This is a genomic window from Ferrovibrio sp., assembly GCF_964218355.1.
GTDB lineage: Bacteria > Pseudomonadota > Alphaproteobacteria > Ferrovibrionales > Ferrovibrionaceae > Ferrovibrio.
This window is the reverse complement of sequence record NZ_CAXPMC010000008.1, coordinates 22273-49164: the sequence shown is the minus strand read 5'-3', so window position 1 is coordinate 49164 and position 26892 is coordinate 22273. Positions and strand designations below refer to the sequence as shown.

Genomic DNA, 26892 nt, shown 5'->3' with positions numbered 1-26892 from the left:
AGACCGGAAAACCAGCTTATTCCAGGAGTCCGCCCGCCGCCTGGCGGCTCGCCTTTTGGCGCTTGCCAAGAGCGGCATGAATGTTATATTCCATAACAATTATCACCGGAAGCAAAACCAAGATGCAGCTGAATCCGATCGACCGAAACGACGCGCCCGCATTCGACCTGCCAGCCAGCCTGGGGGTCGAACTGCAGGGCGAAATCGCGGTGCTGCGCCTGATGCGGGCGGAGAAACGCAATGCCCTCGACAATGCAACCGTGATGGGCCTGCACCGGTTCTTTGCCGCGCCGCCGGCGGGGGTGAAGGTGGTGGTGATCGATGGTCAGGGCGAGCATTTTTCCGCCGGCCTTGACCTTTCCTCGCTGCAGGAACAGTCGGCCACCGAGGGCGTCGGTCATTCCATGATGTGGCATGAGGCTTTCCGGCATATCCAGTTCGGCCGCGTTCCCGTCATCTCGGTGCTGCATGGCGCGGTGATCGGCGGCGGCCTCGAACTGGCCGCGGCCACCCATATCCGCATTGCCGAACCCTCCAGCTTCTATGCCCTGCCCGAGGGGCAGCGCGGCATTTTCGTCGGTGGCGGGGGCTCGGTGCGGATTCCGCGCCTGATCGGCGTGGCACGCATGATGGACATGATGCTGACCGGCCGGGTCTATGATGCCGCCGAGGGCCATGCCATCGGCCTGTCGCAGTATCTGGTCGGTGCCGGCGAGGGCATGACGAAGGCCATGGAACTGGCCGCGAAGATTGCCGGCAATGCCCCGATGACCAATTTCGCGGTGATGCACGCGCTGCCGCGCATTGCGGAAACCAGCCCCGAATCCGGCTACATGATGGAGGCGATGATCTCCTCCATCGCCCAGGCGGATATCGAGGCGAAAACCCGCATCCGCGATTTTCTCGAAAAGCGTGCCGCCAAGGTCGGCAAATAGCCGGCACCAGGATTGCCGGCTCCGACCGCAAGGGCGGCGGAGCCATCCCGCGGGGCTGCCGTCCGGAAGCCGGCAGCCCGTTACCGGCGCGGGACATACGGGAGGAAGACGCATGACCCACCCATTCCGTCAGGTCCGTTTCGGCCGCGCCGATACCGAACTGACGCGCCGCGCCGATGGCAGCATCCTGATGCGGTCGCCGGAACCGCTCGGGTCCTATCCTGACCGCCTGACGGAGCGGCTGGTGCACTGGGCGTCGGCGGCGCCGGACCGCACCTTCATCGCCCAGCGCGATGCCGCAGGCGGCTGGCAGAAGGTTTCCTACCGCGACGCCCTGCATGGCGTGCGGGCTGTCGGCCAGGCGCTGCTCGACCGGCGGCTTTCCGTGGACCGGCCGGTGGCCATCCTGTCCGACAACGATGCCGATCACGCGCTGCTGGCCCTGGCGGCCCAGCATGTCGGTGTGCCGTCGGCGGCGATTTCGCCGGCTTACGCCCTGGTATCCAGCGATTTCGGCAAGCTGCGGCATGTACTCGACATGCTGCGGCCGGGGCTGGTCTTCGCAGCGGATGGTGCGAAATTCGCCCGGGCGCTGGCCGCGGCCATGCCGGCGGATGCCGAACTGGTCGTCGGCGCCAATCCGCCGGCAGACCGGCCGGCCACCCTGTTCGGCGATCTGCGCGCCACCATGCCGACGGCTGCGGTCGAGGCCGCCCATGGCCGGGTCGGGCCGGACAGCATCGCCAAATTCCTGTTCACCTCGGGTTCGACCGGCATGCCGAAAGGCGTGATCAACACCCAGCGCATGCTGTGCAGCAACCAGCAGATGATCCTGCAGTCGCTGCCGGTTTTCGGCGAGGAACCGCCGGTCTTCATCGACTGGCTGCCATGGAATCACACCTTTGGCGGCAACCACAATGTCGGCATCACGCTCTACAATGGCGGCTCGCTCTATATCGACGACGGCAAGCCGGTGCCGGCCCTGATCGAGCGGACTGTACGGAATCTGCGGGAGGTCGCGCCGACGGTATATTTCAACGTGCCCAAAGGCTTCGAGATGCTGCTGCCCTATCTGCGGGCAGAGCGGGCCCTGCGGGAAACCTTTTTCAGCCGCCTGAAGATGATCTTCTATGCCGGTGCCGCCCTGCCGCAGCATGTCTGGTCGGCCCTGGAGGAAATCGCGGTCGATACGATCGGCGAGCGGATTCCGATCATCAGCGGCCTCGGCGCCACCGAGACGGCGCCCTTCGCACTCTGCGCCAACTGGCCGGTCGACCGCTCGGGCGTGATCGGCCTGCCGGTGCCGGGCCAGGAACTGAAACTGGTGCCCAACGGCGAAAAGCTGGAAGTGCGCGTGCGCGGTCCCAACGTCACGCCGGGTTACTGGCGGATGCCGGAGGTCAGCGCCGGAGCCTTCGACGACGAAGGCTATTACATGATGGGCGATGCGGCAGCCTTCATCGATCCGGCACAGCCGGGGCGCGGGTTGCTGTTCGATGGCCGCATTTCCGAGGACTTCAAGCTGACCAGCGGCACCTGGGTCAGCGTCGGCCCGCTGCGCGGCCGCTTCATTGCCCATTTCGCCCCCTATGTGCGCGATGTGGTGATTGCCGGGCATGATCGCGACGAGCTGGGCGCGCTGGTTTTCATCGATGTCGAGAATTGTCGCGGACTCTGCCCGGACCTGCCGCCCGGCAGCCATGTTGCCGCCATTGTCGGCGACCCGCGGGTGCGGGCGCAGTTCGAGGTCATGCTGGCGGACTTCGCCCGCCAGGCCACCGGCAGTGCCAACCGGATCGGACGGCTGATCCTGGTCGACGAACTGCCTTCGCTGGATGTCGGCGAGGTGACCGACAAGGGTTCGATCAACCAGCGTGCCGTGCTCGGCCACCGCAAGGCCATGGTCGAGGATCTTTATGCAGCGCGGCCATCCGGCCGCGTCCTTTCCGCCAACACGAGGATTGTCCATGTCGCGTAAACCTGCCGGCCTCAGTGTCGATTTCGACGATATCTGGCTCGTCGACGGCGTCCGCACGCCTTTTGCCGATTACATGGGAGCGTTTGCCGAAGTTTCGCCGATCGATCTCGGCATCAAGGTCGCCCGTGAAGTGCTGAAGAAAAGCGGCACGCCGGCCGAGGATGTCGGAACCGTGGTCGCCGGCAACATGGCGCAGGCTTCCTATGATGCCTATATGCTGCCGCGCCATGTCGGCCTATATGCGGGCATCCCCATCGAGGTGCCGGCGCATCTGGTGCAGCGCGTCTGCGGCACCGGCATCGAGGCGATCATCCAGGCAGCCTCGGCGGTCAGGCTGGGGCAGACCGATGTCGGCCTGGTGGTCGGCGCTGAATCGATGAGCCGCAATCCGGTGGCGGCCTATACCCATCGCAACGGCTTCCGCATGGGCCAGGTGGAGTTCAAGGACTTCCTCTGGGAGGCGCTGATCGATACCGCGCCCGGCATCATGATGGGTGATACCGCCGAAAACCTGGCCCGCGAATACCAGATCAGCCGCGAGGAAGTGGATGCCTATGCGGCGGAAAGCTTCGACCGCGCCGTGAAGGCCCGCGAGGCGGGATATTTCAAGGGCGAGATCACGCCGGTTGCCAGCGAGAGCTTCGAGTTTGCCGGCTACAACACCCGCGGCATCAGGCTGAGCCGCAAGACGCCGGAAGTGACCGAGGATACCCATGTGCGCCCGTCGCCGGTGGAGGTCCTGGCCAAGATCCGGCCGGCCTTCGGCGGCGTGCAGACCGGCGGCAATTCCTCCGGTGTGGTCGACGGGGCAGCGGCAGCCATTGTTGCGGGCGGCGACTACGTGCGTGCCAGGGGCAAGACGCCGCTGGCCCGGATCGTGGCCGGTGCCAGTGTTGGTGTGCGCCCCGAGGTGATGGGCATCGGTCCGGTGCCGGCGATCCAGTCGGTCTGTGCCAGGGCGGGCATCCGGATCGAGGATGTCGACCGGTTCGAGATCAACGAGGCCTTCGGTGCCCAGGTGATGGCCTGCATGCGGGCGCTGTCGATCCCGCGCGAGAAGCTGAATGTCAACGGCGGTGCCATTGCCATCGGCCATCCGCTGGGTGCCACCGGGATTCGGCTGGCGGTGACGGTGGCGCGCGAGCTGCAGAAATCCGGCCTGCGCTACGGTGTTGCCTCGGCCTGCATCGGCGGTGGCCAGGGCATCGCCCTGCTGGTCGAGAATCCGGCGGCCCGCGCGGAGTGATCCCCTGAAGGCGGGGCAGGCTGCCGGGTCAGGTCAGGTCGGCAAGGCGGCCGAGCAGGGCCAGCAGGTGCTGTTTCTCGCTGCTGCCCAGGGCTTCATCCAGACGGCGTTCGTGCCGGGCCTGCAGATGGCGGAAGGCATCGTCGAGAAAGGTCTCGCCTTTCGCGGTCAGGAACAGGGCGTTGGAGCGCCGGTCGCCGGGCGCCGGGGCGCGGCGGGCCAGCTTGCGGGATTCCAGCTCGTCCAGCAGCGCGACGAAATTGGCCCGGTTGATGCCCAGGGCCTCGCTGACCCGCGACTGTTTCAGGCCCGGATTGGCCTTGATGATGGCCAGCACCGAGAATTGTGCCGGACGCAGGTCATAATCCCGCATCGCCTGGATGAAGTCCTGGAAGACGGCAAGCTGTGCGCGCCGCAGCCGGTAGCCGAGCAGGCCGTCCAGATAGCCCAGCTGCACGGTGCCGGGATCGGTCCCGGCTTCCGGGCTGTCGGCGGCGGCTGCCGCCTGTTTCGCTTTTACGCTCTGTCGGGCCATGCCGGCTGTCGTTCCTGGTTGCCTGCAGCCGGGAATCGGGCAGGCTGTGGACAATCACAGGCTTTGACATGTAGTGGAAAACCAAGGGCTTCGCAATCAATCTGGGGAATCTCAGAAAATCGTGGAAGCAAATGGTTGTATCTGTAAATCAAACGGCCGGCGTGACGCGGTCAGCTTGACGGTCTTCGGCGGCGTCCAGTAAAACTGCAGGAATAGTTTGAAGGCAAACTGATATGAAAACAAACATCTATAAGGTTTCTGTCGAATGGGGCGATGCCGATCCGGCGCGGATCGTCTTCTATCCGAGATATTTCGAATGGTTCGATGCGGCGACACGGCATCTCTTCGTCAGCGCCGGCCTCGCCATCCCGGACATCTACGATGCGCATGGCGTGGTCGGCACGCCGATAGCCGAGGCCAATGCCAAATTCCTGGCACCGTCGAAATTCGGCGACGTGCTGGAAGTCCATAGCGGTGTCAGCGAGTGGAGCGACCGCTTTTTTGTCGTCAGCCACAAGATCTACAATGCCGGGGTGCTCAGTGTGGACGGCTACGAACGCCGGGTCTGGGCCGCGCCCCATCCGGACAAGCCCGGGCGGCTGCGCGCGCTGCCGGTGCCGGAAGAGGTTCGCAGCAAGCTGGGCTGAACTGCCGGCGGCCGGTCACGGCAGGGCCGAGCGAATGCCCTCCGCGGCATAGAGCAGCGGCGACAGCACGCGCTGGCGCAGGTCGTCGGCGGTCGTCCGCGAGGCATGGCCGCTTATATTCATGGCGGCCAGAACGCGGCCCGAATTGTTGCGGATCGGCACCGCCAGCGAGCGCAGGCCGATTTCCAGTTCCTGGTCGACCAGGGCGTAACCGTCGCGCTGCACGGCGGCGATGATGGCACGCAGGGCGGCGGGATCGGTTTCGGTATGGGGTGTCAGGGCGGCGAAATCTGCCTGTTCGAAATAGGCATCCAGCTCCGCCGGCCGCAATGAAGCCAGCAGCACCCGGCCCATTGAGGTGCAGTAGGCGGGCAGGCGGCTGCCGATGCCCAGCGCCACCGACATGATCCGTTTGGTCGGCACACGTGCGACATAGACGATATCGCTGCCATCCAGCACCGAGATCGAGCAGGATTCGTTTACCTGCTCGGTCAGGCGCTCCATGAAAGGCTGGGCGCGGTCCCAGATATGCATCGATGTCAGGAAGGCGAAACCGAGGTCGAGCACCCGCGGGGTCAGCCGGAAGTATTTGCCGTCTCCCGCCACGTAGCCGAGTTCGCAGAGCGTCAGCAGATACCGGCGCGCGGCCGCCCGTGTCATGTCGGAGCGGCGGGCCACCTCGCTCAGCGTCATCTCGTCATTGTCGCGGTCGAAGGCCGTGATGACCCGCAGGCCGCGGGCGAGGGAAGTTGAAAAATCACGCAGGTTCATGCGTTGACATTGGAAAGTTTCCACCCTGTAATGTGCGCTATTCATATTATTGTGCGATTTACGCACAAAACAGTCAAGTGGGAGGCGCAAAGGCAGTGCGGATTCGGAACCTGCCGCTGCGTCACGGGAGGAAACAGCAATGACCGAGGTTGCCGGATACAAGCGGCCGGCGGCGGGGACGCAGCCGAACTATCTGCATCCGCCCTACCAGTCATCGATCAGGCGGGCGCCGGGCAAGCCGCTGGTGCTGCTGCCGCACACGCTGTCGGAGGTGACGGGGCCGCTGTTCGGTCACGACCGGGTGGGCCCCGTGGATCACGACCTGACCAAGCAGCATGCCGGCGAGCCGATCGGCGAGCGGATCATCCTCAGCGGCCGGGTCGTCGACGAGGATGGCCGGCCGGTGCGCAACACCCTGATCGAACTGTGGCAGGCCAATTCGACCGGCCGCTACCGCCACCCCATCGACCAGCATGATGCGCCACTGGATCCGAATTTCACCGGCTATGGCCGCACCGTCACCGATGACGAGGGTCGCTACCGTTTCGTGACCATCAAGCCGGGGGCCTATCCGTGGCGCAACCACCACAACGCCTGGCGCCCGCAGCATATCCACCTGTCGCTGTTCGGGCCGAGCTTCATGACCCGGCTGGTGACGCAGATGTACTTCCCCGGTGATCCGCTGCTGCCGCTGGATCCGATTTTCAACTGCGTCACCGACCAGCGGGCCCGCGACAGCATGATCGCCGCCTTCGACCTGGAGACCACGGTACCGGAATTCGCCCTCGGCTATCGCTGGGACATCGTGCTGCGCGGCCGCAACGCCACACCGCTCGACCGGCATTGAGAGGCTGCGAATGACCCGGACCCCCACCGCATCGCAGACCGTCGGCCCGTATCTGCATCTCGGGCTGACCCGAATGACCTTTCCCGATATCGCAGCCGATGCCACGCAGGGCGAGACGATCGTCATTGCTGGCCGGGTGCTGGACGGCGAAGGCCAGCCGATCCCGGATGCCCTGCTGGAATTCTGGCAGGCCAATGCAGCCGGCAGATACGCCCATCCGGAGGATACCCAGGACAAGCCGCTGGATGGCGGGTTTCTCGGCTTCGGCCGGGTGCCGACCGACCGGGACGGACAGTTCAGCTTCACCACGGTCAAGCCCGGCAGCGTTCCGGGGCCCGGCAACAGCCTGCAGGCGCCGCATATCGTGGTCTGCGTGTTCATGCGCGGCATGCTGCGGCATCTCTACACGCGGATTTATTTCTCGGACGAGGCCGGCAATGCCGCCGATCCGGTTCTTGGCCTGATCGGGGATGAGAGCCGCCGGCCGACCCTGATCGCGCAGCGCGAACCGGGCAGCAATCGCTACCGCTGGAACCTGGTCATGCAGGGTGCGGAGGAGACCGTGTTTTTTGATTGTTAAGTGAAGAGTATGGGGCAATATCCGTTCAACGGGAGGAACAAAAATGACCATTCGTAATCTGTATCTCGCAGCCTTTGCGGCGGCCGGCATCGCAGGCCTTGCCCTGCCGCTGCAGGCACAGGACGTGGAACTGAAGATCCAGCATTTCCTGCCGGCCGTGGCGCCGGCCCAGAAGGTGCTGATCGAACCCTGGGCCAAGGCGCTCGAGGAGCAGTCCAAGGGACAGATCAAGTCGCGCATCTTTCCGTCCATGCAGCTGGGCGGCAAGCCGCCGCAGCTGATCGACCAGGTGCGTGATGGTGTTGCCGATGTCGTGTGGACCCTGCCGAGCTATACGCCGGGGCGGTTTCCGATCATGTCGGTGTTCGAGCTGCCCTTCATGATCAACAACGCCGAAGCGACCACCAAGGCGGCCTGGGATTTCTATCAGGCCTATGCCAAGGAGGAATTCGCCGACATCCATCCGATCCTGTTCCATGTGCATGCCCGCGGCCTGATCCACACCAAGGGCAAGGCGGTGCAGAAGGTGGAGGACCTGTCCGGTCTGCGTCTGCGGGCGCCGTCGCGGCCGGTCGGCGATGCGCTGGCCAAATACGGTGCCGTGCCGGTCTTCATGCCGGTTCCGCAGACCCCGGAGGCATTGTCGAAAAGCGTGATCGACGGCGCCGTGGTGCCGTGGGAGGTCACTGTCTCCCTGCGCCTCTACGAACTGACCGACCATCATACCCAGATTCCGGGTGCGCGCGGCCTGTATACCTCGGTGTTCCTGCTTGGCATGAACAAGAAGACCTATGACGGCCTGTCGGCCGATCAGAAGAAGGTGGTCGATGCCAATTCCGGCGCGGCGCTGACCGGCAAGATCGGCGCAGCCTGGGAAGATGTCGAGAAGCCCGGCCTCGATGCGGCCACCAAGCGCGGCAACAAGATGCTGACCATGCCGGAGGCGGAAGTGGCCAAGATGCGCAAGCTGGCCGAGCCGGTCACCCAGGCCTGGGTCGAGGAAATGAACAAGCAGGGCAAGGACGGTGCCAAGCTGCTGGCGGCAGCGCAGGCGCTGATCGACAAGTATGGCAAATAAGCTGTTCGATACGAGCGGCGTGGAGATGGCGGCCGGAACCCGGCCGCCATCGCTTTTCGACCGCTTCTGCGGGCTGCTGGCGGTTGCCGGCGGCGTCATTCTGCTGATCGCGGCGATCGTTACGGTGGTCAGCGTGCTGGGGCGCTATTTCTTCAACCTGCCGGTACCCGGCGATATCGAGCTGGTCGGCCTGCTGATGGCGGCCGCCATCGCCCTGTTCTTCCCCTATTGCCAGCTCAACAAGGGCAACGTGATCGTCGATGTCTTCACCGAGAATGCCCCGGCGGCAATGCGCCGCTGGCTTGACATCGTTGCCGGTCTGCTGGTCGCGCTGGTGGCTGGTGTCCTGACCTGGCGGCTGGCGCTGGGCGGCATCGACCTGCGGCAGGCCGGAGACGAAACCATGGTGCTGCGCCTGCCGACCTGGATCGGCTTCATAGCCGTGGTGCCGTCCTTCGCCCTGCTGACGCTGGCCAGCCTGATTGCCGCCTGGCGCGATTTCCGAAATCCCGTCACGTCGCAGGGAGACGCATCGTGAGCGGTTTCTCCATCGGTATCCTCTTTATCCTTGTCATGATCGTGATGATGGTGATCCGGGTTCCGATCGCCATCGCCATGCTGCTGTCCGGCGCGGCCGGCTATATCGTTCTGGCCGGCTGGCTGCCGCTGCTGAGCCAGCTGAAGACCGGCCCGTTCTACCTGCTGTCGTCGGAGAGCTTCTCGGTCATCCCGCTCTTCCTGCTGATGGGCTATATCGCCTCGCGATCCGGAATCAGCCGGTCGCTGTTCGCCGGCGCCAATGCATTCCTGGGCCATGTGCGCGGCGGCCTGTCGATGGCCGCGATCGGTGCCTGTGCCATGTTCGGCGCGATCTGCGGCTCGTCGCTGGCGACGGCGGCCACCATGGGGCAGGTGGCGCTGCCGGAAATGAAGCGGTACGGCTATGCCGGCGGCCATGCCACGGCGGCGCTGGCGGCCGGCGGCACGCTCGGCATCCTGATCCCGCCGTCGATTCCGCTGATCGTCTACTGCATCCTGGCCGAGCAGAATATCGCCAAGCTGTTTTTCGCCGCCTTCCTGCCCGGCATCCTCGCCACCATCGGCTACATGATTGCCATCGCCGTCTATGCCCGGATCAACCCATCCGCGGCTCCGGCCGGCGCGCGGTCGAGCTGGTCCGAACGGGCTGCCGCGATCCGCAACATGGTGCCGATCCTACTGCTGTTCGTCCTGGTGCTGGGCGGAATCTATACCGGCATCTTCACGCCGACCGAGGCCGCGGCCTTCGGCACGCTGGGCAGCCTGCTGATCGCGATGGGGCTGAACGGCATGCGCCTGCGCGCCCTGCTGGACTGCCTGCGCGACACGGCTGTCAGCACCGGCATGATCTTCATGATCCTGATCGGTGCCGAGACCTTCAACTCCTTCATGGCGCTGAGCGGAGTGCCGCAGGTCCTGGCCGACACCATCGGCAGCAGCGGCCTGTCGCCGATGGTCATCCTGATCCTGATCCTGCTGGTCTATCTGGTGCTGGGCTGCCTGATGGATTCGCTCAGCATGATCATCCTCACCCTGCCGATTTTCCTGCCGGCAGTCATGAGCCTCGATTTTGGCCTGACCGCCGAGCAGACGGCAATCTGGTTCGGCATTCTGGTGCTGATCGTGGTCGAAGTCGGCCTGATCACCCCGCCGGTCGGAATGAATGTCTTTGTCATCAACAAGCTGGCGCGGGACGTGCCGATGCGGCAGACTTTCCGGGGCGTCGTGCCGTTCCTGATCTCGGACGTGGTCCGCGTCGGCTTTCTCGTCGCGTTCCCGCCGCTGACCTACGGCCTGCTGACGCTGGTAAACTGGTAACTGGACCGACTTGGTAACTGGACTGACTGGCGCCATGACAAGCAACCCGACCGGCCTGTTCGACCCGCTTTTCTCGACGACAGCGGCGGATGCCGCCCTGTCGGACGGCGCAAGGCTGCAGGGCATGCTGGATTTCGAGGCAGCCCTGGCCCGTGCCGAGGCAAAAGCGGGCGTGATCCCGCCCGCGGCCGTCGCGGCGATCGTGGCCGAATGCGACGCCGCCTTCTACGAGGTGCCGGCCCTGGCGGCGGCGACGGCCCGGGCCGGCAACCCGGCCATTCCACTGGTCAAGCAGCTGACCGCACGGGTTGCCGCGGCGGATGCCGAGGCCGCGCGGTATGTCCACTGGGGCGCCACCAGCCAGGATGCCATGGATACCGGCCTGGTCCTGCAGCTGCGCCGTGCCCTCGGCGGGCTGGAGGCGGATCTCGGACGGCTGTCTGCGGCCCTGGCCGGACTGGCCGCGCGCCACCGCGATACGCCGGTGGTCGGCCGCACCTGGCTGCAGCATGCCCTGCCGGTCACTTTCGGTCTCAAGGCGGCCGGCTGGCTGGATGCCGTCGAACGGCACCGGCAGCGGCTGGACGAACTGAAGCCGCGGTTGCTGGTGCTGCAGTTCGGTGGTGCCGCCGGCACCCTGGCGGCGCTGGGTGATCGCGGGCTGGATGTTGCTGCGGCCCTGGCCGGGGATCTCAAGCTCGGCCTGCCCGACATGCCCTGGCATGCGGCCCGCGACCGCGTCGGCGAATGTGCGACGATGCTTGGCCTGCTGGTCGGCAGCCTCGGCAAGATTGCCCGCGATGTGTCGCTGCTGATGCAGACCGATGTGGGCGAGGCCTTCGAGCCGGCCGGCGCCGGCCGCGGCGGTTCGTCGACCATGCCGCACAAGCGCAACCCGGTCGCGGCAGCGAGCGTGCTGGCTGCCGCTGTCCGGGCGCCGCATCTGGTCGGCACGGTCCTGTCCGGCATGGTGCAGGAGCATGAGCGCGGCCTGGGCGGCTGGCATGCCGAATGGCAGGCCCTGCCGGAGCTGCTGCGGCTGGCGGCCGGCGCGACGGCCCAGATGGCGGATACCATGGCCGGCCTCGAGGTGGATGCCGCGCGGATGCGGGCCAATCTCGACGAAACCGACGGCCTGATCATGGCCGAGGCCGTGATGATGGCGCTGGGCGCGAAGATCGGCCGGCTTGCCGCCCACGACCTGATCGAGGCGGCGTCGCATCGCGCCATTGCCGAAAAGCGGCATCTGCGTGAGCTGCTTGCCGCCGAACCGGCCGTCACGGCGCATCTGTCGCCGGCCGATCTGGAACGGCTGTTCGACCCGCTTGGCTATGTCGGCGTGGCCGCGACCCTGGTCGACCGTGTGCTGGCCGCGCGCCGGACCTGATTCATCTCCGGAGGATCCATGCCGAGCATTGTCACCGACGACGGCGTCAGCCTGAACTATCGCCTCGACGGGCCCGAGGCCGCGCCAGTCCTGGTTCTGTCGAACTCGCTGGGCACCGACCTGGCGATGTGGGATGCGCAGATGCCGGCTTTGATGGCGGCAGGCCACCGTGTGCTGCGCTACGACACCCGCGGCCATGGCGGGTCAGGGCTGTCGCCGGCCGCCTATCAGGTCGACCGGCTTGGGCGGGATGTCCTGGTCCTCATGGACGGTCTGGGCATTGCCCGTGCGGCTTTCTGCGGCCTGTCGATGGGAGGCATGACCGGCATGTGGCTGGGGGTGCATGCGCCTGCGCGGTTCAGCCGGCTGGTGCTCTGCAACACCGCTGCCAAAATCGGCACGCCGGATGTCTGGAACGGCCGCATCGCGACGGTCGAGGCGGGCGGCATGGAGGCCATCGTGGCCGGCGTGATCCAGCGCTGGTTCACCGAAGGATTCGTGGCAGCGCAGCCGCAGGCGGTCGAACGCATTGCCGCGATGCTGCGGGCAACGGCGCCGGCCGGCTACTGCGCCGCCTGTGCGGCCGTGCGCGACATGGACCAGCGCGCAGCGATTGCCGGAATCCGGCTGCCGGTTCTGGTGATCGCCGGCAGTCATGATCTGGCAACCCCGGCGGCGGATGGCCGCGCGGCGGCGGACAGCATTCCGGGTGCCCGCTATGTCGAGCTGCCTGCGGCGCACCTGTCCAACATCGAATGCGAGACGGCGTTCACCCTGGCGCTGCTCGGCTTCCTCAAGGCGTGAAATCCGGAGAACGGGAATGGATGACAAGGATCGCTACAATGCCGGTATGACCGTCCGGCGGGCTGTGCTGGGCGATGCCCATGTCGACCGCTCGCTGACCAGGATCAATCCGTTCAACGAGGAATTCCAGAATCTCATCACCCGCTATGCCTGGGGCGAGATCTGGACCCGGCCGGGCCTCGACCGCAAGACGCGCAGCTGCATGACCCTGTCGATGATGATCGCTCTGAACCGCGGCGACGAGTTCAAGCTGCATGTGCGGGCGGCCTTCAATAACGGTCTGACCCGCGAGGATATCAAGGAAGTGATCCTGCAGGCGGCCATCTATTGCGGCGTGCCGGCGGCGAACAGCGCCGTCCATATGGCGGAAACGGTCTTTGCCGAGATGGAGCAGGCTGCGAAACAGGGCTGAGCGCGGCCGGCCAGAAAGGCAAACGGCGCCCTGTTGCACAGGGCGCCGTTTTTCATGCGGGATACCGGCAGGTCAGCTGCCGAGAGGTCTGCTGCCGGCAGGTCAGCCGGCGCGGGCCTGGCCCTGCGGGCGGCCGCCCTGGCGATTGCCGCCCGGACGATTGTCACCCTGGCCGCGCGGCTTCTTCTTGTGGAACGGCCGGCCGCCATTGCCCGGCTTGTGGGCACCCTCGGTCCGATGTCCCTCAGTCCGGTGCCCGTCAGAGCGGTGCCCGTCCGCGCGCTGCCCGTCGGTCCGGTGGCCGCCATGGCGGTTGCCGGCAGGACGCTGGCCCTGGCGGTGCGGACCGTCGCTGCGCTGGTCGTGGGAGGAGCGGTTTTCCTGCCGGTCGTTCTGGTTGGCAACGGCACTGGCCGCGGCCAGTGCCGCATCGCTGCGGCGGTCGGTCGCAGCGATGCGCTGCCGGGTGGTGCGCTCGATGTCGCGCAGCAGGCCGCGCTCATCCTGGGCACAGAAGGAAATCGCCTTGCCGTCGCGGCCGGCCCGCGCGGTGCGGCCGATGCGGTGGACATAGCTTTCCGGCACGTTCGGCAGCTCGAAATTCACCACATGGCTGACGCCGGTCACATCGATGCCGCGGGCGGCGATGTCGGTGGCGACAAGCACGCGGATGCGGCCGGCCTTGAAATCGGCGAGGGCGCGCTCGCGCTGGCTTTGCGACTTGTTGCCGTGGATGGCGGCAGCCGGCACCTTGCTGTTGCCGAGATGGCGGGCGACGCGGTCGGCGCCATGCTTGGTGCGGGTGAAGACCAGGGTGCGCTCCATGGCCGGATCGGCCATGATCTCGGCCAGCAGGGCCCGTTTGCGATCGGCCTCGACGAAAATAACCGACTGCTCGATGCGCTCGACCGTGGTGGCGGCCGGGGTGACCTCGACCCTGACCGGATCATGCAGGAAGCCGGCGGCCAGCTGGCCGATGCTCTGCGGCATGGTGGCCGAGAAGAACAGGCTCTGACGGCGCTTCGGCAGCGCGGCGGAAATCTTGCGGATCGCATGCACGAAGCCGAGATCCAGCATCTGGTCGGCTTCGTCCAGCACCACGGTCTCGACTGCGGCGAGGCTCAGGGTGCGGCGGTCCATATGGTCGATCAGTCGACCCGGCGTGGCGACGAGGATGTCGACGCCGCGGCCAAGGGTCTGGATCTGCGGGTTCATGCCGACGCCGCCGAAGACGGTGGCGACGGACAGGCCCATTTCGCGGCCATAGGCCCGGAATTTGTCGGCGATCTGGGCCGCCAGTTCGCGGGTCGGGCTCAGGATCAGGGCGCGGCAGGTCTTCGGTGCCGGGCGGTGGCGGGTGTCGGCCAGGCGCTGCAGGATCGGCAGTGCGAAGGCCGCGGTCTTGCCGGTGCCGGTCTGGGCGATGCCGAGCAGGTCGCGGCCGGCGAGAACCGGGGGAATGGCCTGGGTCTGGATTGGGGTGGGCTGGGTATACTTGCCGGCGGTCAGCGCGTTGAGAAGCGGCTGGCACAGGCCGAGATCATTGAAACTGGTCAAAACGGAATCCTCAGGATAGGGGCATACGACGGCGCCAGGCGGATACGCCTGCAGCGCAACGGTCGGACGCGGGTCCGGTAAAAACGTCCCCGCGTGACCTGGGTCGTGAATGGGAATTCGAGGCGTCGGGCAGGACGAAAAAGCCGGTTTGTGCTTTTCGCTCACGCGGCCACGACGCAAGAGGTCGTCGAAACGACAGGCGCTATATGGGGCCTGGACCGGCCGCCGTCAAGGGAAATAACCGGTTAGCTGCCGAACCCGTACAATTCCGCCGGATTGTCGGCGAGGATTTTCCGGCGGTCGGCTGCATCCGGTGCCCAGTCGAGCAGCAGGTCGAGCAGGGCGGCATCGTCCGGATAGCCGAACCGGTGGGCCTGGGCATGGGGCCAGTTGCTGGCCCAGATCATGCGTTCGGGCGCGGCCTTCACCAGAGCGCGGGCCAGTACACCCACATCGGCATAGGCGGGCGCTCCGGTTTTCGAGGTTTCGTAGGCGGCGGCCAGCTTGACCCAGACCCGGCCGGTTTCCACCAGCCGCAGCAGGCAGCGGAAGGACGGGTGGTCGGCCGGCACCGGTTCCAGGAATTTGCCGATATGGTCGATGACGACGTTGCAGGGCAGGCGACGGATGGTGGCCTCGTGCTGCGGCAGGTCGCGACCGTCCAGCTGCACCAGCACATGCCAGCCGAAGGGATGCACGCGGGCCGCCATTTCCTCCAGCAGGTCGAGCCCGAGCGTGCCGCCCAGCAGCGCCATCACCCGCAGGCCACGGGCGCCGGCCCTGGTCAGCCGCTCAAGCTCGGCGTCGCTGGTGCCGGGCTTTACGACCACGACCGCCCGCGCATCGGTTCCCAGTTGCGCCACCGCGTCGAGGGTCAGGCGGTTGTCGTCGCCATAGGCATTGGGCTGGACAACGACGGCACGCCGGATGTCCAGCCAGTCCATCACCTGCCGGTAGTCGGCCACGGAGGCATCCGGCGGAGTTGGCGTACCGGGCACGGCCGCATACCGGCTGTCATAGAAGTGGATATGGGTGTCGCAGGCATCGGCCGGCATCTGCAGTTTCGGCTTCGGTCCGGTCAGCGTGCGGACGTAATCCATTGCAATCTCCATGGGTCAGGCGACACGGCAGCGCCGCAGGGTATCGTCGTCCGGGGTGAAGCCGATGCCTGGTGCATCGGGAATGGCAATGTGGCCCCGGTCGGGCAGGGGGATGTCGCGGCCGCAGAAGGCTTCCGGGTGCACGTAGAGGAATTCGAAGAGGGCGATTTCCTGCAGATGCGCGGCCAGCTGCAGGGTAGCCCAGTAACCCGGCCCGAAATAGGGCGTGTGCGGCATCAGCGGTTTTCCGGCCCGGCGCGCCAGATCGGCCACGGCGAGAAATTCACTGATGCCACCGACCTTGATCACGCTGGGCTGCGGAAAGGCCAGTGCCGGGACCAGGCGGGCGAATTCCATTGCCGTGCAGGCATTCTCGCCGGCGGCCAGCGCCACGCCAAAACGGCCGAGCGCCTGCAATGTCTCGTAATCCTCCGGCGGGAAGACCGGTTCCTCGACCCAGTACAGGTCCAGCGCCCGCATTCTCGGCAGCATGTCTTCGGCCTCGGCGAGACTCCAGCCGCAATTGATGTCGGCGGTCAGCCGGATGTCGGCGCCGGCGGCCAGTCGGGCGGCGGCAATCGTCTCATACGTGGTTTCATGCAGCTTCACGTCGTTATAGCCGTCGGCGACCGTCTGCCGCACCATGGCATCGACCGGCTGTGGTCCGCCATAGCGCACGAGGCTGGCATAGGCCGGCAGGTCATGGCGCCGCCGGCCGCCCAGATATTCCGCAAGGCTTTTGCCGGCCTGCTTTGCCGCGATGTCCCACAGGGCAATGTCGAGGCCGGACAGGGCGAAGATGGTGATGCCGTAGCGGCCCCAGATATGCAGCTCCTTCTGCAGCATCCGGCTGAAGGTGGCGATATCACCGACCTCGCGGCCGGTTGCCAGCGGCGCGACCATCTCCTCGATGGCGGTGCGGACCGTCGACAGGCAGCTATAGGCAAAGGCCTCACCCCAACCGACGGTGCCGTCATCCGCCTCCACCCGCACCAGCAGGCTGTCGAATTCGGTCCAGCCGCGCCGTTTGGCGCGGGGGCCGCCATAGCGGTCGCCGAATGGGATGCGCAGCGGGATCGCCGCGATGGTTTTGATGCGCATCGTCAGAGCAGTTTTTTCAGGACCTCGAAGTCATTGTCGAATTCCTGGCTGCAGAAGGGGCTGCCGCCCTGGAAAAAGTCGCCGACCGGATCGGGAGGCAGCGATTTCTGGGCTTCCAGCGCCGCGGCCGCAAAGTCCTCGGAACGGCCCTGCGGCCGGTAGCCCAGCCGCAGAGCGGCCGCATTGTCCCACCAGGTCCGCTTGTTGTCCGACATGCCGTAGACCACCTCGTAGACCAGATCTGGCTTTTCCAGGCCGATGCGGATCAGCTGCACCAGGTCGTCGGGCTGCAGCCAGATCGCCAGCCGGCGTTCGTCGATCGGCCGGTCGCCGAAATTGCCGATGCGGATGCTCAGCGTGCCGATGCCGTGCTTGTGGGCATACAGGGCGCCGAGGCCTTCACCGAACAGCTTGCTGAGGCCATAGCGGGTATCGGGTCTGGGGATTGCCTCGACACCGATCTTGTGGCTGCGGGGATAAAAGCCCATCACGTGGTTCGAGGAGGCGAAGACGATCCGTTTCACGCCCTGCTTGCGGGCGGCCTCGAAGAGGTTGTGGCAGCCGATGATGTTCGCGCTGAGGATCGTTTCCCAGGGTCCTTCCACCGAGAAGCCGCCCAGATGCACGATGCCCTCGACGCCGGCGCAGGCCGCTTCGATGGCATCGGCATCGGCGAGATCGGCGGCGATGAAGGTCTCCCCCGGCGCCAGATCGGCCGGCGGCTTCAGGTCGCTGAGCACGAGGTCGGGGTAGACCGGCTTGAGCAGACTGCGCAGCCGCGTGCCGACACCGCCCGTGGCCCCGGTCAGCAGAACTCTTTTCATGATGTTTCTCTCCCCCGGCGGCGCGTCCGGCTATTGCGGACCCATGCGATCGATCAGTGCCTTCAGCATCCTATGCTCTTCGTCGCTGCAATCCATCAGCGGCGTGCGTACCGGGCCGGCATCCTGGCCGACCAGCCGCGTGCCGGCCTTGATGATGCTGACGGCGTAACCGGGCCGGCGGTTGCGGATTTTCGAGTAGGGCATGAAGAAATCGTCAAGGATGCGGGTCGCAGTCGCCTCGTCATTGGCGGCGATGGCCCGGTAGAAATCCATGGCGGTCTTCGGAATGAAGTTGAAGACGGCGGAAGAATATACCGGCACCCCCATCGCCCTGTAGGGCGCAGCGAAGAATTCCGCTGTCGGCAGGCCGCCCAGATAGGCGAAGCGGTCGCCCATGCGGCGACGGATGGCCACCATCAGTTCAAGGTCGCCGATGCCATCCTTGAAGCCGATCAGGTTCGGGCATTCGGCGGCCAGTTCTTCCAGGGCATCCGGGCCCAGCCGACAGACGCCGCGATTGTAGACGATGGCGCCGATTTTTACCGACTTGCAGATCGCGGCGATATGCCGGCTGATGCCCTCGGCATCGGCCTCGACCAGATAATGCGGCATGATCAGCAGGCCGGCAGCGCCGAGCCGTTCGGCTTCCCGGGCATAGGCGATGGCCTGCCGGGTGCCGTAGCCGGTGCCGGCGATGATTGGCACCCGGCCACGGCAGGTTTCGACGGCGGTGCGGATGACGGCGGCATATTCGTCCGGCGCCAGCGAGAAGAATTCCCCGGTGCCGCCGGCGGCAAACAGGGCGCTGGCGCCGTAGGGCATCAGCCATTCCAGGCGGCGGCGGTAGCCGTTCGGTTCGAAAGCGCCGCCGGCATCGAAATCGGTGACGGGAAAAGACAGCAGGCCGGCGGAGATCGCGGCCTTGAGCGCATTCGGTTCCATATTGTCCTCGGTGTTTACGCGTTACCCGGCGAAGATGTTTGTTGGGAGGCGCTTTCCATGGCCCGCCGCAGTCGTTCTCGGCTGTTGCCCAGATGCAGCCGCATCGCCGCCCGTGCCGCAGCGGCATCCTGCCGCTGGATCGCGGCATAGATATCCTCATGCTCCTGGTTGACGCGACGCAGATAGGCGCTGCGGTCGTCGGTGACGCTCTGGAAGGTCTGCACGCGGGCACGGGGGATCAGCAGCGACCCGAGATAGCTGAACAGGTGGGTGAATTGCGGGTTGCCGGTGGCTTCGGCGACGGTGCGGTGGAAATCGAGATCCGGTGCGACGGCATCTTCGGCATCCTCGATGGCTGCCGCCATGCGGTCGAGTGCCGCGCGCATGGCAGCGAGCTGGGACGGATTGCGGCGCTCGGCCGCCAGCGCGGCGGCCTCGGCTTCAAGCCCGGCCCGCAGCTCCAGCACATTGATGACCTCCTGCACGACATCGAGGCTTGCCTCGTCGATCCGGTAGGGGCGGCGGTCGATATCGGCGGCGACAAACGCGCCCACGCCCTGGCGGGTAATCACCAGGCCTTCGGCCCGCAGGGCGGCAACCGCCTCGCGCACCACGGTGCGGCTGACGCCGGTGGCGGCCACCATTTCCTGTTCGGTGGGCAGTTTCGAGCCGGGCGGCAGCTTGCCGGCGAGGATTTCCCCGGACAGCCGCTCCACCAGTTCTGCCGTCAGGTTGCGGGCGGCGATGGGGCTCATCGAAAAGGGCTTGTCATTCGGGTCGGACAAGATTAGGGTCTCATATGTCTGGTTATCATATGACATGATGATAGGCCGGATACTTCCGGGGGTCAAGCCTGGCCATAACGGCAGCCTGCGGAAGCCACAGGGACGGAAATGCCGGCCGCGCGACGGCCGGGCAGGAGGAAACAGAATGAACAGACGTGAGGTGCTTCGCCTCAGCGGGGCCGGTCTGGTGGCCGGTTCGATGGGCGTGACCCTGCTGAGCAGCCGCTCGGCGATGGCGCAGAGCTTCCGCTCCGCCGATGTGCATCCGCCGGACTATCCGACCGTGCAGGCCGTCGAGGAGATGGGGCGGCTGATGAAGGAGCGGTCGGGCGGCCGCCTTTCCCTGCAGGTTTTCCACTCCCGCCAGCTTGGCGACGAGAAGGACACCATCGAGCAGACCAAGATCGGCGCCCTGCAGTTCAACCGGATCAACATGGCGCCGTTCAACGGCATCGTGCCGGAATCGGCGGTGCCGTCGCTGCCGTTCGTGTTCCGCTCCACCCAGCACATGCGCAGTACCATGGATGGCAAGATCGGCGACGAGATTCTCGCCGCTTTCGAGCCGCATGGCTTTATCGGACTCTGCTTCTACGACAGCGGTGCCCGCAGTTTCTACAACCGCGAACGGCCGATCCTGTCGCCGGCCGACATGAAGGGCATGAAGATCCGCGTCATCCCGTCGGACATCTTCGTTGCCCTGGTGCAGGCCCTCGGTGCCAACGCCACGCCGATGCCGTATGGCGAAGTCTATACGGCACTCAAGACCGGTGTGATCGATGGTGCCGAGAACAACTGGCCGTCCTATGAATCCTCGCGGCATTTCGAGGTCGCCAAGCATTATTCGCTCGACCAGCATTCGCTGTCGCCGGAAGTGCTGGTGATGTCGAAGATCGCCTGGAGCAAGCTTGACGCCAAGGACAAGGAGATCGTCAGGGCCTCGGCCCGCGATTCCGTGGCCCTGATGCGCCGGCTGTGGGACGAACGCGAGAAGAAGTCGGAAGAGGTGGTCCGGGCGGCCGGCTGCCAGATTGTCGAGAAGGTCGACAAGAAGCCGTTCCAGGATGCGATGAAGCCGGTCTATGACCGCTTCGTGACCAGCGACAAGATGAAAGCACTGGTCAAGCGCATCCAGGATGCCCCTGACGCCTGATTGCGATGGCGGCCGGTGCCTGTGCGCCGGCCGCCGAGCCCTTTCCCGGTGACCGGTTCCATGTTTCCAGCCTATTCACGCCTCTGCCGACGGATCGGCAACATGCTGCTGGGTGTCAGCGCGCTTTTGCTGCTGGTGATGACGTTGACCGTCGGCTGGCAGGTCTGGGGCCGTTATGCCCTGAATCAGACGCCGATTGCGGCCGAGCCCCTCTCGCTGGTCTTCATGCTGTATCTCTGCCTGCTCGGGGCAGCGGTGGGCGTGCGCGAGGGATTCCATATGGGCATGCTGGTGGTGCTGGAACTGCTGCCGCCCCGGGGGCGGGTCTTCGCCGAGGTCTTCAGCCTGCTTGCGGTCGGCGGATTCGCCCTTGGCATGGTCTGGTATGGCGGTCGGCTGGTTGCGGCCACGGCCGAACATGTCATGCCCACCGTCGATATTTCCGAAGGTCTGTTCTATTTCGCGCTGCCATTGTCCGGAGCGGCGATCATCCTGTTCGTCGTCGAGCGTCTGCTGGCGATGCATTTCGGTGTCGCCATCGACAAGGACGCTTACAGGGATACCACCGCCTGATGTCGATGCTGCTGCTGTTCGGAACCATGCTGGTCATGCTGGCCCTTGGCGTGCCGGTGGCCTTTTCCATGGGTATTGCCGCATTCGCCACCATTGTCTGGGATGGCCTGCCGGCCGAGGTGGTGTTCCAGCGCGTCGCCTCGGGCATGAATATCTATTCCCTGCTGGCGATCCCGTTCTTCATCTATGCCGGCGAACTGATGCTCTATGGCGGCATCGCCGAACGGCTGATCAATTTCGCCATGACGCTGGTCGGACGCTTCCGCGGCGGCTTGGCGCAGGTCAATATCCTGTCATCCACCCTGTTCGGCGGCATATCCGGTTCAGCGGTGGCCGATGCCTCCGCGCTGGGGTCGGTGCTGATCCCGAGCATGGCCAGGCGCGGTTACGATACTCATTACGCGGTGAACGTGACGACCAGTGCCGCCCTGATCGGCATCATGATCCCGCCCAGCCATAACATGATCATCTATTCGCTGGCCGCGGGCGGCAGCATATCGGTGATCGCACTGTTCACGGCGGGCATCCTGCCCGGCCTGCTGATGGCCCTGGTGCTGATGGTGGTTGCCGGCATCGTCGCGGTGCGCCGGAACTATCCGCGCGAGGTATTTCCGGGCTGGCTCGCCGTCGGCATCGCTTTCCTCGGCGCGATCCCCGGCCTCGGCCTTGCCGTCATCATTCTGGTCGGCGTGCGGTTCGGCGTGTTCACGGTGACCGAATCGGCAGCGGTCGGCGCTCTCTATGCCCTGTTTGTCACCGGCGTGGTCTACCGCAGCCTCACCTGGGCGGGGTTGCGGCGGGCCACCATGAATGCGGTTCGCACCACGGCGATGGTGATGCTGGTGATCGGCACCGGCAATTCGGTGGGCTGGCTGATGGCGCTGCATCAGGTGCCGCAGATGGCGATCGACCTGCTCGGCGGACTGGCGAGCCAGCCCTGGGCGGTCTTCCTGCTGATCAATATCCTGCTGCTGCTGCTGGGCACGATCATGGACATGGCGCCGCTGATCCTGATCTGCACGCCGATTTTCCTGCCGGTGGTCAAGGCACTGGGCATGGACCCCGTGCATTTCGGCATGATGATGATGGTCAATCTGGGCCTCGGCCTGCTGACGCCGCCGGTCGGTTCGGTCCTGTTCGTCGGCTGCGCCATCGGCCGCATCAGTATCGAGGAGGCCATGAAGAGCGTGCTGCCCTTCTACGGGGCCCTCTTCATCTGCCTGATGCTGGTGACCTATGTGCCGGGCCTGTCGCTCTGGCTGCCGGCACTGTTCGGGAGCTGAGCGGACACGGATGGGCCGCCCGCCCCTTGGCGCCGGGCGCCGGTCCGGCTATCCCTGTCGGGAAGGTTCCCTGCTGGATGTCCGATCATGTCCCGTGCCTGGGTCAGCGACGCGCTGCGCCGTATCGAGGCGGATTTCAACCGCTCCGCCGATACCCATCTGTTCCGCCTCGAATTGCCGGCCTTTCCCGGCATGGCGCTCTATTTCAAGGATGAATCCAGTCATCCGACCGGCAGCCTGAAGCACCGGCTGGCCCGCTCGCTGTTCCTGTACGGACTGAGCAACGGCTGGATCGGTCCGCAGACCACCATCGTCGAGGCATCTTCCGGGTCGACGGCGGTCTCGGAAGCCTATTTCGCCCGGCTGCTGGGCCTGCCCTTCGTGGCCGTGATGCCGCGGGCGACTTCGCCGGAGAAGATCGCGCAGATCGCCTTCTATGGCGGCCGCTGCCATCTGGTGGACTCTCCCGCCCATGTCTATGCCGAGGCCGAACAGCTGGCCCGTGGCTGCGGCGGCCATTACATGGACCAGTTCACCTATTCCGAGCGCGCCACCGACTGGCGCGGCAACAACAACATCGCCGAATCGATCCTCGGCCAGATGCGGCTGGAAGAACATGCGCAGCCGCGCTGGATCGTGGTCGGAGCCGGCACCGGTGGCACCTCGGCAACGATCGGCCGCTATCTGCGCTACCGGGATTATCCCACCGAGCTCTGCGTGGTCGATGTCGAGAATTCGGTCTTCTACGATTTCTGGCACAGCCGCGATGCGTCCCTGGTCTGTCGGCAGCCCTCCCGGATCGAGGGCATCGGCCGGCCGCGGGTCGAGGCTTCCTTCCAGCCCGATGTGGTGGATCGCATGATCCGCGTTCCCGACGCCGCATCGCTGGCTGCCATGCGGCTGGCCTCGCGGCTGCTGGGCCGACGGGTCGGCGGTTCGACGGGCACCAATTTCGCCGGTGCGATCCAGCTGCTGTGCGAGATGCGGGCCGCCGGCGAGAGCGGCAGCGTGGTGACCCTGCTGTGCGATGGCGGCGAACGCTATGCCGGCACCTATTACGACGATAACTGGCTGGCGGCACAGGGTATCGACCTTGCCCCCCATGCCGCGCGGCTGGAAGCGGCGGTTGCCGGCGGCAACTGGTGCTGAGACCTCTTGGGCACGGCGCCGAAGGCAGGTAAGCTGCCGCGAGGAGGTGCCCCATGTCTGAAACACTGCCGCCTGAATCCGTCGACCTGGTGATTGCGCCGCGGACCCGGGATCTGGGCGAAGGCTTCATGGTCCGGCGCATCCTGCCATTCGCGAAACGCCGGCATGTCGGGCCGTTCGTGTTTTTCGACCATATGGGCCCTGTCCGGTTCGAGAAGGGGCAGGGGCTGGATGTCCGCCCGCATCCGCATATCGGCCTGGCCACGGTGACCTACCTGTTTGAAGGCGAGATCATGCACCGCGACAGTCTGGGCGTGGTGCAGCCGATCCGGCCGGGCGACGTCAACTGGATGGTGGCGGGACGCGGGATCGTGCATTCGGAACGGACCCGCGATGCCCTGCGGGCGGAAGGCACCGCCCTGCACGGCATCCAGTCCTGGCTTGCGCTGCCACGCGACCGCGAAGAGGCCGAGCCCGGTTTCCGGCACCATCCCGGCCGCAGCCTGCCGGAAATAGAGAAACCCGGCCTGCGCATGCGCCTGATCGCCGGCAAGGCCTTCGGGGCGGAATCGCCGGCCGAGACATTCGCGCCGATGTTCTATCTCGATGTCGAGGCCACAGCCGGGGCGACGATTGCCATGCCGGATGAATATGAGGAGCGGGCCATCTATGTCGCCACCGGCGCCATCGAACTTGATGGTGCGGCTTACGAGGCCGGAACCATGCTGGTCCTGAAGCCGGGCCGCCGCCCGAAGATCGCGACAGCCGGCGGGGCCCGCGTGATGCTGCTGGGCGGCGCACCGCTCGATGGTGAACGGCATCTGTGGTGGAACTTCGTGTCGTCGTCGAAGGACCGCATCGAACAGGCCAAGGACGACTGGAAGAGCGGCCGCTTCGGTCCGGTGCCGGGAGAAACCGAGTTCATCCCGCTGCCGGAAGGCTGATCATGGGGCGCAGGCAGCCGGAGAACGGGGATTACCAGGCCGATCTGCGCAAGCTGCAGATTCAGTTGGTCCGCCTGCAGCGGCACCTGATTGCCAGCGGCGAGAAGATGCTGGTGATCATCGAGGGACGGGACGGCGCCGGCAAGGACGGCACCATCAAGCGGATCACCGAGCATATGAGCCCGCGCGAAACCCGCGTCGTGGCGCTGGGAAAGCCGTCCGACCGCGAGCAGACCCAGTGGTATTTCCAGCGGCATGTCGCGCATCTGCCGGCGGCCGGCGAGTTCGTCCTCTTCAATCGCAGCTGGTACAACCGGGCCGGTGTCGAGCGGGTGATGGGCTTCTGCACGGATGCCGAATACGAGGCCTTCATGGGTGCGGTGCCGGTCTTCGAAGAGCTTCTGGTGCGATCCGGCATCCGACTGGTCAAGTATTATCTCGACATCCATCGCAGGGAGCAGGAAAAGCGGCTGGCCGCGCGGACCCGCGATCCGCTGAAGCAGTGGAAGGTCAGTCCGATCGACAAGGTGGCGCTGAAACACTGGAAGGCCTACAGCCGGGCCAGGGATGCCATGCTGTCGCGTTGCAACAGCGTTGCGGCTCCCTGGGTCGTGGTCCGTGCCGATGACAAGAAGACGGCGCGGCTGAACCTGATCCGCGACCTGCTCAGCCGGCTGGATTATGAGGGCAAGGCCGCGCCGAGGCAGATTGCCCCGGACCGCAGGATCGTTTTCCCCTTCGATGTCGAGGCGCTGCATGACGGCCGGCTGGCCGGCTAGACGCATCCTTCCGTGATCCCGCCACGGAAGGGCATCCCCGATCGGTGACAGGGTCCCGGGGATCGGGTGCCGGGGGGTGGATCGGCGCGGCATTCGGCATTAGGTTCTGCCGCAGGAGGACAGACACATGACCCATCTGAAGCATGCCGACCTGCTGCGCCGCCAGGCGTTCATCGACGGTGCCTGGACAGGCGCCGGCAGCGGCAGAAGCTTTCCGGTGACCAATCCGGCGGATGGCAGTCTGGTGGCCGAGGTGCCCGATATGGGCCGGGCGGAGACAAAGCGGGCGATTGCCGCCGCGGAAGCGGCCTGGCCGGCCTGGGCCGCGCTGCCGGCCAAGCAGCGGTCGGCGATCCTGCGCCGGTGGTTCGACCTGATGATGCAGCACCAGGAAGACCTCGCCGCGCTGATGGTGCTGGAGCAGGGCAAGCCGCTGGCCGAGGCGAAGGGCGAGGTGGCCTATGGCGCCAGTTTCGTCGAATGGTTCGCCGAGGAGGCCAAGCGCATCTACGGCGACGTCATTCCCGGCCATGCCGCCGACAAGCGCATCGTGGTGCTGAAGCAGCCGATCGGCGTGGTGGCGGCGATCACCCCATGGAATTTCCCGATCGCCATGATCACCCGCAAATGCGCGCCGGCGCTGGCCGCCGGCTGCCCGGTGGTGATCAAGCCGGCCGAGGATACGCCGCTCTGCGCGCTGGCGCTGGCGCGGTTGGCGGAAGAGGCCGGCATGCCGAAGGGCGTCCTGAACGTGGTGACCGCCGCGCAGGGTATCGAGGTCGGCATCGAGCTGACCACCAATCCGGCCGTCCGCAAGGTTTCCTTCACCGGCTCCACCGAGGTCGGCAAGATCCTGATGCGCCAGAGTGCCGACACGCTGAAGAAGCTGTCGCTCGAACTGGGCGGCAATGCACCGTTCATCGTGTTCGACGACGCGGATATCGATGCGGCGGTGGCCGGGGCGATGATCTCGAAATACCGCAATACCGGGCAGACCTGCGTCTGCACCAACCGCTTCTTCGTGCAGGACGGCGTCTATGATGCCTTTGCCGCCAAGCTGGTCGAGGCGACCGGGAAACTGAAAACCGGGCCCGGCTTCGGCGAGGGCGTCAGCCAGGGTCCGCTGATCAACCCGGAGGCGCTGGAAAAGGTCGAGCGACTGGTTGGCGACGCGACGGCCAGGGGGGCGAAGGTGCTGCTGGGCGGTGCACGGCACGAGCTCGGCGGCACTTTCTACCAGCCCAGCGTGATCGGCGATGCCACCATGGCGATGGCTGCCTCGCAGGAGGAAATCTTCGGTCCGGTGGCCATGCTGTACCGTTTCCGGGACGAGGCCGAGGCGGTGCGGCTGGCCAATGACACCCCCTATGGCCTGGCCGCCTATTTCTACAGCCGCGACATCGCCCGGGTCTGGCGGGTGGCGGAACGCCTGCAATACGGCATGGTCGGAATCAACGAGGGCCTGATCTCGACGGCGGAAGCACCGTTCGGCGGCGTCAAGGAATCGGGGATGGGGCGCGAGGGCTCGAAATACGGCATCGACAGTTTCGTCGAGATCAAGTACCTGTGCTTTGGCGGCATCGCCGGCTGATCCGGACGGGCCGTACCATCAGCCGGCCCCAGCCCCG

Annotated in this window: 27 protein-coding genes; 19 read left to right on the top strand and 8 right to left on the bottom strand. The window is 65.9% G+C overall.

Annotated features, from left to right (window positions below; translation table 11 throughout):
* Positions 1 to 122 precede the first annotated feature (122 nt).
* The 3 genes from ACEQZY_RS03565 to ACEQZY_RS03555 all read left to right on the top strand — a co-directional run bounded on the left by ACEQZY_RS03565 (position 123) and on the right by ACEQZY_RS03555 (position 4159).
* Complete coding sequence (locus tag ACEQZY_RS03565) at positions 123 to 935, top strand: crotonase/enoyl-CoA hydratase family protein (RefSeq protein ID WP_341702157.1); 813 nt, start codon at positions 123 to 125, stop codon at positions 933 to 935.
* Between the two features lie 112 nt (positions 936 to 1047).
* On the top strand, positions 1048 to 2913 hold the full coding sequence (locus ACEQZY_RS03560) for a feruloyl-CoA synthase (RefSeq protein ID WP_370152340.1): 1866 nt from the start codon (positions 1048 to 1050) through the stop codon (positions 2911 to 2913).
* The gene (locus ACEQZY_RS03555) at positions 2903 to 4159 is read left to right on the top strand and encodes an acetyl-CoA C-acyltransferase (RefSeq protein ID WP_370152337.1); all 1257 of its coding nucleotides are present in this window, start codon (positions 2903 to 2905) and stop codon (positions 4157 to 4159) included. The genes ACEQZY_RS03560 and ACEQZY_RS03555 overlap by 11 nt, the downstream gene beginning before the upstream one ends.
* A 28-nt stretch (positions 4160 to 4187) precedes the next feature.
* Here ACEQZY_RS03555 and ACEQZY_RS03550 read toward each other — a convergent pair whose 3' ends face one another.
* On the bottom strand, positions 4188 to 4694 hold the full coding sequence (locus ACEQZY_RS03550; protein ID WP_341702160.1) for a MarR family transcriptional regulator: 507 nt from the start codon (positions 4692 to 4694) through the stop codon (positions 4188 to 4190).
* Positions 4695 to 4927: 233 nt separating this feature from the next.
* Between ACEQZY_RS03550 and ACEQZY_RS03545 the strand changes: the two genes are divergently transcribed.
* A complete protein-coding gene (locus ACEQZY_RS03545) occupies positions 4928 to 5341 on the top strand; it encodes an acyl-CoA thioesterase (RefSeq protein WP_341702161.1) in 414 nt (137 codons plus the stop codon).
* Between the two features lie 15 nt (positions 5342 to 5356).
* Here the strand turns inward: ACEQZY_RS03545 and ACEQZY_RS03540 are convergent, their stop codons facing one another.
* Positions 5357 to 6112 carry an IclR family transcriptional regulator gene (locus tag ACEQZY_RS03540; RefSeq protein WP_341702162.1) on the bottom strand — a complete coding sequence of 252 codons (756 nt, stop codon included), beginning with the start codon at positions 6110 to 6112 and terminating at the stop codon, positions 5357 to 5359.
* A gap of 139 nt (positions 6113 to 6251) precedes the next feature.
* Here ACEQZY_RS03540 and pcaH point away from each other — a divergent pair, with 139 nt between their 5' ends.
* Genes pcaH through pcaC form a run of 8 tightly spaced genes read left to right on the top strand, consistent with a single transcriptional unit; the run spans position 6252 to position 13077 of the window.
* Positions 6252 to 6959 carry a protocatechuate 3,4-dioxygenase subunit beta gene (gene pcaH, locus ACEQZY_RS03535; protein ID WP_341702163.1) on the top strand — a complete coding sequence of 236 codons (708 nt, stop codon included), beginning with the start codon at positions 6252 to 6254 and terminating at the stop codon, positions 6957 to 6959.
* A gap of 10 nt (positions 6960 to 6969) precedes the next feature.
* On the top strand, positions 6970 to 7539 hold the full coding sequence (gene pcaG / locus ACEQZY_RS03530; RefSeq protein ID WP_341702164.1) for a protocatechuate 3,4-dioxygenase subunit alpha: 570 nt from the start codon (positions 6970 to 6972) through the stop codon (positions 7537 to 7539).
* A gap of 43 nt (positions 7540 to 7582) precedes the next feature.
* Positions 7583 to 8617, top strand: a complete 1035-nt coding sequence (locus tag ACEQZY_RS03525) for a TRAP transporter substrate-binding protein (RefSeq protein WP_341702165.1) — start codon at positions 7583 to 7585, stop codon at positions 8615 to 8617.
* A complete protein-coding gene (locus ACEQZY_RS03520) occupies positions 8607 to 9155 on the top strand; it encodes a TRAP transporter small permease (protein WP_341702166.1) in 549 nt (182 codons plus the stop codon). The genes ACEQZY_RS03525 and ACEQZY_RS03520 overlap by 11 nt, the downstream gene beginning before the upstream one ends.
* Positions 9152 to 10474, top strand: coding sequence for a TRAP transporter large permease (locus tag ACEQZY_RS03515; protein ID WP_370152329.1), 1323 nt, complete (start codon positions 9152 to 9154; stop codon positions 10472 to 10474). Before ACEQZY_RS03520 ends, ACEQZY_RS03515 begins: the two co-directional genes overlap by 4 nt.
* Before the next feature lie 34 nt (positions 10475 to 10508).
* Positions 10509 to 11861: a 3-carboxy-cis,cis-muconate cycloisomerase gene (locus tag ACEQZY_RS03510; RefSeq protein ID WP_341702168.1), complete on the top strand. Its 1353-nt coding sequence runs from the start codon at positions 10509 to 10511 to the stop codon at positions 11859 to 11861.
* Positions 11862 to 11879: 18 nt separating this feature from the next.
* A complete protein-coding gene (gene pcaD, locus ACEQZY_RS03505; RefSeq protein WP_341702169.1) occupies positions 11880 to 12665 on the top strand; it encodes a 3-oxoadipate enol-lactonase in 786 nt (261 codons plus the stop codon).
* Positions 12666 to 12681: 16 nt separating this feature from the next.
* Positions 12682 to 13077, top strand: coding sequence for a 4-carboxymuconolactone decarboxylase (gene pcaC, locus ACEQZY_RS03500; protein ID WP_341702170.1), 396 nt, complete (start codon positions 12682 to 12684; stop codon positions 13075 to 13077).
* A gap of 102 nt (positions 13078 to 13179) precedes the next feature.
* Here the strand turns inward: pcaC and ACEQZY_RS03495 are convergent, their stop codons facing one another.
* The 6 genes from ACEQZY_RS03495 to ACEQZY_RS03470 all read right to left on the bottom strand — a co-directional run bounded on the left by ACEQZY_RS03495 (position 13180) and on the right by ACEQZY_RS03470 (position 19386).
* Positions 13180 to 14634: a DEAD/DEAH box helicase gene (locus ACEQZY_RS03495; RefSeq protein WP_341702171.1), complete on the bottom strand. Its 1455-nt coding sequence runs from the start codon at positions 14632 to 14634 to the stop codon at positions 13180 to 13182.
* 245 nt (positions 14635 to 14879) lie between these two features.
* Entirely contained in the window at positions 14880 to 15734 is an 855-nt protein-coding gene (locus ACEQZY_RS03490; RefSeq protein WP_341702172.1) for an amidohydrolase family protein, read from the bottom strand.
* 15 nt (positions 15735 to 15749) lie between these two features.
* Positions 15750 to 16835: a mandelate racemase/muconate lactonizing enzyme family protein gene (locus ACEQZY_RS03485; RefSeq protein ID WP_370152322.1), complete on the bottom strand. Its 1086-nt coding sequence runs from the start codon at positions 16833 to 16835 to the stop codon at positions 15750 to 15752.
* A gap of 2 nt (positions 16836 to 16837) precedes the next feature.
* Entirely contained in the window at positions 16838 to 17659 is an 822-nt protein-coding gene (locus tag ACEQZY_RS03480; RefSeq protein WP_370152319.1) for an NAD-dependent epimerase/dehydratase family protein, read from the bottom strand.
* 30 nt (positions 17660 to 17689) lie between these two features.
* Positions 17690 to 18601 carry a 5-dehydro-4-deoxyglucarate dehydratase gene (gene kdgD, locus ACEQZY_RS03475; RefSeq protein ID WP_370152316.1) on the bottom strand — a complete coding sequence of 304 codons (912 nt, stop codon included), beginning with the start codon at positions 18599 to 18601 and terminating at the stop codon, positions 17690 to 17692.
* A gap of 14 nt (positions 18602 to 18615) precedes the next feature.
* Positions 18616 to 19386 carry a FadR/GntR family transcriptional regulator gene (locus ACEQZY_RS03470; protein WP_341702176.1) on the bottom strand — a complete coding sequence of 257 codons (771 nt, stop codon included), beginning with the start codon at positions 19384 to 19386 and terminating at the stop codon, positions 18616 to 18618.
* Between the two features lie 145 nt (positions 19387 to 19531).
* Between ACEQZY_RS03470 and ACEQZY_RS03465 the strand changes: the two genes are divergently transcribed.
* The 7 genes from ACEQZY_RS03465 (at position 19532) to ACEQZY_RS03435 (ending at position 26855) form a co-directional block, all read left to right on the top strand.
* Complete coding sequence (locus tag ACEQZY_RS03465; RefSeq protein WP_341702177.1) at positions 19532 to 20536, top strand: TRAP transporter substrate-binding protein; 1005 nt, start codon at positions 19532 to 19534, stop codon at positions 20534 to 20536.
* Positions 20537 to 20638: 102 nt separating this feature from the next.
* A complete protein-coding gene (locus ACEQZY_RS03460) occupies positions 20639 to 21109 on the top strand; it encodes a TRAP transporter small permease (protein ID WP_341702178.1) in 471 nt (156 codons plus the stop codon).
* Complete coding sequence (locus tag ACEQZY_RS03455; protein ID WP_341702179.1) at positions 21109 to 22392, top strand: TRAP transporter large permease; 1284 nt, start codon at positions 21109 to 21111, stop codon at positions 22390 to 22392. The genes ACEQZY_RS03460 and ACEQZY_RS03455 overlap by 1 nt, the downstream gene beginning before the upstream one ends.
* An 87-nt stretch (positions 22393 to 22479) precedes the next feature.
* Positions 22480 to 23541, top strand: a complete 1062-nt coding sequence (locus tag ACEQZY_RS03450) for a PLP-dependent cysteine synthase family protein (protein WP_341702180.1) — start codon at positions 22480 to 22482, stop codon at positions 23539 to 23541.
* A gap of 53 nt (positions 23542 to 23594) precedes the next feature.
* Positions 23595 to 24485, top strand: a complete 891-nt coding sequence (locus tag ACEQZY_RS03445) for a pirin family protein (RefSeq protein ID WP_341702181.1) — start codon at positions 23595 to 23597, stop codon at positions 24483 to 24485.
* Positions 24486 to 24487: 2 nt separating this feature from the next.
* Positions 24488 to 25264 (top strand): polyphosphate kinase 2, encoded by a 777-nt coding sequence (gene ppk2 / locus ACEQZY_RS03440; protein WP_370152309.1) that lies wholly within the window; start codon positions 24488 to 24490, stop codon positions 25262 to 25264.
* Positions 25265 to 25391: 127 nt separating this feature from the next.
* The gene (locus tag ACEQZY_RS03435; RefSeq protein WP_370152306.1) at positions 25392 to 26855 is read left to right on the top strand and encodes an NAD-dependent succinate-semialdehyde dehydrogenase; all 1464 of its coding nucleotides are present in this window, start codon (positions 25392 to 25394) and stop codon (positions 26853 to 26855) included.
* Positions 26856 to 26892: the final 37 nt, after the last annotated feature.

Bases quoted from the DNA above. Each gene is read 5' to 3' on its own strand.
- ACEQZY_RS03565 (WP_341702157.1), top strand. From the start codon at position 123: ATGCAGCTGAATCCGATCGACCGAAACGACGCGCCCGCATTCGACCTG.
- ACEQZY_RS03560 (WP_370152340.1), top strand. From the start codon at position 1,048: ATGACCCACCCATTCCGTCAGGTCCGTTTCGGCCGCGCCGATACCGAA.
- ACEQZY_RS03555 (WP_370152337.1), top strand. From the start codon at position 2,903: ATGTCGCGTAAACCTGCCGGCCTCAGTGTCGATTTCGACGATATCTGG.
- ACEQZY_RS03550 (WP_341702160.1), bottom strand. From the start codon at position 4,694: ATGGCCCGACAGAGCGTAAAAGCGAAACAGGCGGCAGCCGCCGCCGAC.
- ACEQZY_RS03545 (WP_341702161.1), top strand. From the start codon at position 4,928: ATGAAAACAAACATCTATAAGGTTTCTGTCGAATGGGGCGATGCCGAT.
- ACEQZY_RS03540 (WP_341702162.1), bottom strand. From the start codon at position 6,112: ATGAACCTGCGTGATTTTTCAACTTCCCTCGCCCGCGGCCTGCGGGTC.
- pcaH (WP_341702163.1), top strand. From the start codon at position 6,252: ATGACCGAGGTTGCCGGATACAAGCGGCCGGCGGCGGGGACGCAGCCG.
- pcaG (WP_341702164.1), top strand. From the start codon at position 6,970: ATGACCCGGACCCCCACCGCATCGCAGACCGTCGGCCCGTATCTGCAT.
- ACEQZY_RS03525 (WP_341702165.1), top strand. From the start codon at position 7,583: ATGACCATTCGTAATCTGTATCTCGCAGCCTTTGCGGCGGCCGGCATC.
- ACEQZY_RS03520 (WP_341702166.1), top strand. From the start codon at position 8,607: ATGGCAAATAAGCTGTTCGATACGAGCGGCGTGGAGATGGCGGCCGGA.
- ACEQZY_RS03510 (WP_341702168.1), top strand. From the start codon at position 10,509: ATGACAAGCAACCCGACCGGCCTGTTCGACCCGCTTTTCTCGACGACA.
- pcaD (WP_341702169.1), top strand. From the start codon at position 11,880: ATGCCGAGCATTGTCACCGACGACGGCGTCAGCCTGAACTATCGCCTC.
- pcaC (WP_341702170.1), top strand. From the start codon at position 12,682: ATGGATGACAAGGATCGCTACAATGCCGGTATGACCGTCCGGCGGGCT.
- ACEQZY_RS03490 (WP_341702172.1), bottom strand. From the start codon at position 15,734: ATGGATTACGTCCGCACGCTGACCGGACCGAAGCCGAAACTGCAGATG.
- ACEQZY_RS03485 (WP_370152322.1), bottom strand. From the start codon at position 16,835: ATGCGCATCAAAACCATCGCGGCGATCCCGCTGCGCATCCCATTCGGC.
- ACEQZY_RS03480 (WP_370152319.1), bottom strand. From the start codon at position 17,659: ATGAAAAGAGTTCTGCTGACCGGGGCCACGGGCGGTGTCGGCACGCGG.
- kdgD (WP_370152316.1), bottom strand. From the start codon at position 18,601: ATGGAACCGAATGCGCTCAAGGCCGCGATCTCCGCCGGCCTGCTGTCT.
- ACEQZY_RS03465 (WP_341702177.1), top strand. From the start codon at position 19,532: ATGAACAGACGTGAGGTGCTTCGCCTCAGCGGGGCCGGTCTGGTGGCC.
- ACEQZY_RS03460 (WP_341702178.1), top strand. From the start codon at position 20,639: ATGCTGCTGGGTGTCAGCGCGCTTTTGCTGCTGGTGATGACGTTGACC.
- ACEQZY_RS03455 (WP_341702179.1), top strand. From the start codon at position 21,109: ATGTCGATGCTGCTGCTGTTCGGAACCATGCTGGTCATGCTGGCCCTT.
- ACEQZY_RS03450 (WP_341702180.1), top strand. From the start codon at position 22,480: ATGTCCCGTGCCTGGGTCAGCGACGCGCTGCGCCGTATCGAGGCGGAT.
- ACEQZY_RS03445 (WP_341702181.1), top strand. From the start codon at position 23,595: ATGTCTGAAACACTGCCGCCTGAATCCGTCGACCTGGTGATTGCGCCG.
- ppk2 (WP_370152309.1), top strand. From the start codon at position 24,488: ATGGGGCGCAGGCAGCCGGAGAACGGGGATTACCAGGCCGATCTGCGC.
- ACEQZY_RS03435 (WP_370152306.1), top strand. From the start codon at position 25,392: ATGACCCATCTGAAGCATGCCGACCTGCTGCGCCGCCAGGCGTTCATC.